This window comes from Porphyromonas sp. HMSC065F10 (assembly GCF_001808555.1).
Taxonomy (GTDB): domain Bacteria; phylum Bacteroidota; class Bacteroidia; order Bacteroidales; family Porphyromonadaceae; genus Porphyromonas_A.
In genome coordinates this window covers 63,277-67,048 of sequence record NZ_KV793748.1, presented here as the reverse complement: position 1 = coordinate 67,048, position 3,772 = coordinate 63,277, and the positions used below count along the sequence as shown (strand labels likewise).

Annotated in this window: 4 protein-coding genes; 3 read left to right on the top strand and 1 reads right to left on the bottom strand. The window is 53.4% G+C overall.

Annotated features, from left to right (window positions below; translation table 11 throughout):
- Positions 1–481 precede the first annotated feature (481 nt).
- The 3 genes from HMPREF2890_RS01320 to HMPREF2890_RS01310 all read left to right on the top strand — a co-directional run bounded on the left by HMPREF2890_RS01320 (position 482) and on the right by HMPREF2890_RS01310 (position 3,333).
- Positions 482–1,435, top strand: coding sequence for a PGN_0703 family putative restriction endonuclease (locus HMPREF2890_RS01320; RefSeq protein WP_070464253.1), 954 nt, complete (start codon positions 482–484; stop codon positions 1,433–1,435).
- A gap of 408 nt (positions 1,436–1,843) precedes the next feature.
- Entirely contained in the window at positions 1,844–2,263 is a 420-nt protein-coding gene (locus HMPREF2890_RS01315; protein ID WP_070464250.1) for a FeoB-associated Cys-rich membrane protein, read from the top strand.
- 8 nt (positions 2,264–2,271) lie between these two features.
- The gene (locus HMPREF2890_RS01310; protein WP_070464248.1) at positions 2,272–3,333 is read left to right on the top strand and encodes a hypothetical protein; all 1,062 of its coding nucleotides are present in this window, start codon (positions 2,272–2,274) and stop codon (positions 3,331–3,333) included.
- Between the two features lie 8 nt (positions 3,334–3,341).
- Here HMPREF2890_RS01310 and HMPREF2890_RS09320 read toward each other — a convergent pair whose 3' ends face one another.
- Positions 3,342–3,470 carry a hypothetical protein gene (locus tag HMPREF2890_RS09320; RefSeq protein ID WP_256387628.1) on the bottom strand — a complete coding sequence of 43 codons (129 nt, stop codon included), beginning with the start codon at positions 3,468–3,470 and terminating at the stop codon, positions 3,342–3,344.
- Between the last annotated feature and the right edge of the window lie 302 nt (positions 3,471–3,772).

Below are 3,772 nucleotides of genomic sequence, written 5' to 3'. Positions count from 1 at the left end.
AGGAGAGGAATCTCCCGCCGCAGATCTCCTCTGTATAGCGGTAAAGATCAAATTCGTCAGCCCTGTGCCGATAATGTTGACTCCTGTGCCTGAGGACTCACTGAGGGGGTCGGATGAGTCAAGTGGTCGAGCGGACCACACTATTATGAGGCTATTGCACGAAGTGCATAATCAACAGCCTTTGGTGGAGGGCGTCCGACTTGTCCGCCCTGTCCGACTCGTCCGATTAGCCAACAAGCCCGGGGTATACCACGAAAAACCACCCCACATTACCAGAGTCAACTACAATCAGTATCTTTGAAAAGCCAAGACAACTCATTCTATTTTTTTACGACAAAATGATGTCAACCGACATTCGTTTCAGCAAAAAATAAGTCGACCATTTTCAGGGAACGACAGAAGCCCAAATTATTGGACGGAGAGATAAAATAATTGCATTCATCAAGGAAAACTGGTTAAACTAATCTCAGAAGAATCTGTTATGAACTATAAGAATCAACAATACGCCCGCCAAGAAGTGCTCATTGAAGAGGAGAAGGTATTCAACTCGGTAGCTGGTGGTGGCAGATTTGGGGATAAGCCACGACCCTTTGTTCTGCAAGAACCTGAAGCGAACCTTTATGCTCCCATCCGCGAAAAGGTTAAGGCCTATTTTACCGACAACCATATTCATTGGTGGGGAGGTAAGGAACCATCCGGTCATACTCTGTCCTCGCAGATTGCTTGTCTCAATCATCTTATACCAATTATGCACGACCCACAGGCTGTGCTTGCCTTAGTCAATGGCATTCGTAATGAGTTTACGGAAGTCCTTCCTATTAGTTGCGACAAACACCCTGCCTATATATCCATTGAGGTAGTAAGCAGTAGTGACCACCTAAATGAGAGATGTTCTACGCGTGGAGCAAAATGTACATCTGTTGATGCTTTGATAATGGCCAAGCATCAGTCAGGCAAAACGATAATGGTTCCGATCGAGTGGAAATATACGGAGTCATATCCGACCTTTGACAAATCTGCTGAGGGTGATATGAGTCAAAAGGGATTAGAACGACAAAGAAGATATAATCAGTTGATTGACGATTCAGTTCAACTTGTGAGTCTTGACGTATATGAAGGTAGTGTATACTACCAAGAGCCATTCTATCAACTTATGAGGCAAACACTTTGGGCTGAGCAAGTCATTAGGCATAAGGATACTGAATGTATCAAGGCTGATGACTACTGGCATATTCACATTGTACCAAAAGCTAACAAGGCACTGTTGTCGTGTAAATACAAAGTATCTGGTAAAAGCATGGAAGAAACATGGAGAAGCATGTTGAATGACCAGAGCAAATATTCCATAGTTGACCCGGAAGATTTATTTTTGCCCTTATATACGAGAAAAGATTATATTGCCTTAATTGAATATCTCAAAGCGAGGTATTGGTAATATATTAAGAGGGTCGACTCATCACGAGCCAGCCCTTTCTCTTGATTGTTTTGCTATGGAAGATGATAATCAAGTCACATATAGTATTACCTATTCGTAGTTTATACTACAAGTTGTATAAGTATAAGCGTATGCATAATGCCACGACCCCTTGCGGGTCGCCGAGAGAGGGGTTGTCTGCACGGCGACCCACAAGGGGTCGAGGGGGTAGGGGGCGGCACATCGGTCACTCCTTCGCGGATGACCGATGCCTATGGAGCGAGCACCCTTCGGGTGCCTCCCGGATGTGCCCCCCCTTGGTATATGATTATCCTAATGCTCCAATGCGTAACCCCTGATGCTTTGACGCATTACCTTTTGCCTAAGCCCTTAAAGTAGTATCTTTGTGTAAAAGAAAGTACCTCGGTTATGTCTACGATCATCACTCTCCTGATATTGGCTGTCGCTGTCGGATTTCTCATCCGGCAGCTGATCCGTATGATCCGCCGCAATGGCGGTCAGGCGCCTGATGCTGCCGTGGCAGCCGACTGTGGGGGCGGATGTCTCGCCTGTGCCACCGGCTGCACCACCCCTATCGACCCTAAGCTGCAGGGCAAGCGACGACCGATGATCCTCTACTATGAGGATGAGGAGCTGGATCGCTTCCGCGGACGAGCTGCCGGGCTCTACACCGAGATGGAGACGCAGGAGTTCCGCGATGTCCTTGAGACGCTCGAGGATGCTGATGTGGCGGGCTGGGTGACCAGCATCCATCGCCGCGGGATCCACTTCCCCGAGGGCGTTGCTGACGAGGTGACGCGGCGGCTTAGCTTAGTGCTCAATCAGTAGCCGAGCCTGTGGACCACTCCTCGCTACCGCTCCACCCGGCACACGCTGCCGCGCTTCTCCTTATCGTCCTACTCCCCGCCTGCTCTCTGCTACATCGTGTCGAGCGACTCAATGCCACGACCTACCTCCGGCAGACCCTTGCGGATCTCTTTCAAGAGAGTCGGAGACCCCTGACGACCGACACACCTCTACTCCTTTACCCCCTCCCCCCTCTCCCTCAGGGTGAGGGCGACAAGCTCTACGCCACCGCTCTTGCCCTCGGTGACCCTCACCTGCTGGAGCGGGTGGCCCTTGTGACCGGTCATCCTGAGCGGGCGCTGGACTCCGAGGACCCACATAGGGCGATGATGGCGGCTGCCCTCGTGGGGGACACAGTGCTCCTGAGTCGGCTGATCAAGACCAACCCCGATGCAGCGATGGCATACTCTCTGGCTCACCTCCGGGGCGATACACTGGCTGCACAGAGACACCTTGAGCAGGTGCTGGAGGGGAAAAGGTACCCCGCTGAGACCAAGCGTCTCGCTGCCTGGGCGCTCGCCACCTATCCCTCCCGGAGGGTGGAGGCGATCGACCGGCTGATCGCCATGCGAGAGCCGGGTCCGCTGAGGGAGTGGGCGGAGATGCTGGGCAAGGAGGACCTCACAGCCGACTACTTTCGGCTCCATACCCCCATCATCCTCTCGACTCTCCCGCGAGGGTCTCTCATGGAGCGGATGCTGCTCGCGGACCTGCGAGAGAGACTCTGGTCCCTCTGCCTCTGGCCCGAGGCACTCCAGGTGCAGAAGCGACTGGCAGACGATCGCCACGCAGAGATCCTGAAGTACGAGAGAGAGATTGCGCTCCTCGAGACCTACGAGCATCCCGCTCGGGAGCAGGCGGAGACTGCTGGTGCCACGATCGAGGGGCAGAGCTTTGTGGAGCGATTTGGCCCGGTACGTAATGTCAATAATTGGGCGATGAACTATGGTGGCTACAGCGGTATCACCGCTTCCCGCCGTCTCACGCCCGACGAGTACCTCCGGCTCCACGCCCGGATCACCACCCTTCTCTGCCCTGAAGCGGGTAAATAGGAGTTGCATCAGGGGTGACGCACCTGAGTGGCACAGATGCCCTTCGTCTCATCGTGAAGAGAAGCATCCCTTGCGGGTGCCAGCTTCCTATCCACGTGGTCGAGGGGCGTAGCCCCGAAGACCCGTGGATCAGGCATCGATAACGATCCCGACCCCGCTAAGGTGTCGTACTGGTTGCCGAACCGGAAGTGCGACACCCTGGCGGGGTCGTAGGTTAATAAAAGGCATCCTTTCCCCGCGGTCTTCGGCACTTCGTGCCTCGACACGCGGGCTAAAAAGCGATGATCCCTCCGGGGCTTCGCCCCTGCGGGATCGGCAGGCGGGAGCATATCGCTGAGGACGAAGTACTTAAGTGGCAGAGAAGCCAATTAAATGGGTCATCCCCGAGGGGGAAAATGGCCAAAAACCCCAAAATTGTAAGGTAGAGATGACACGTTGT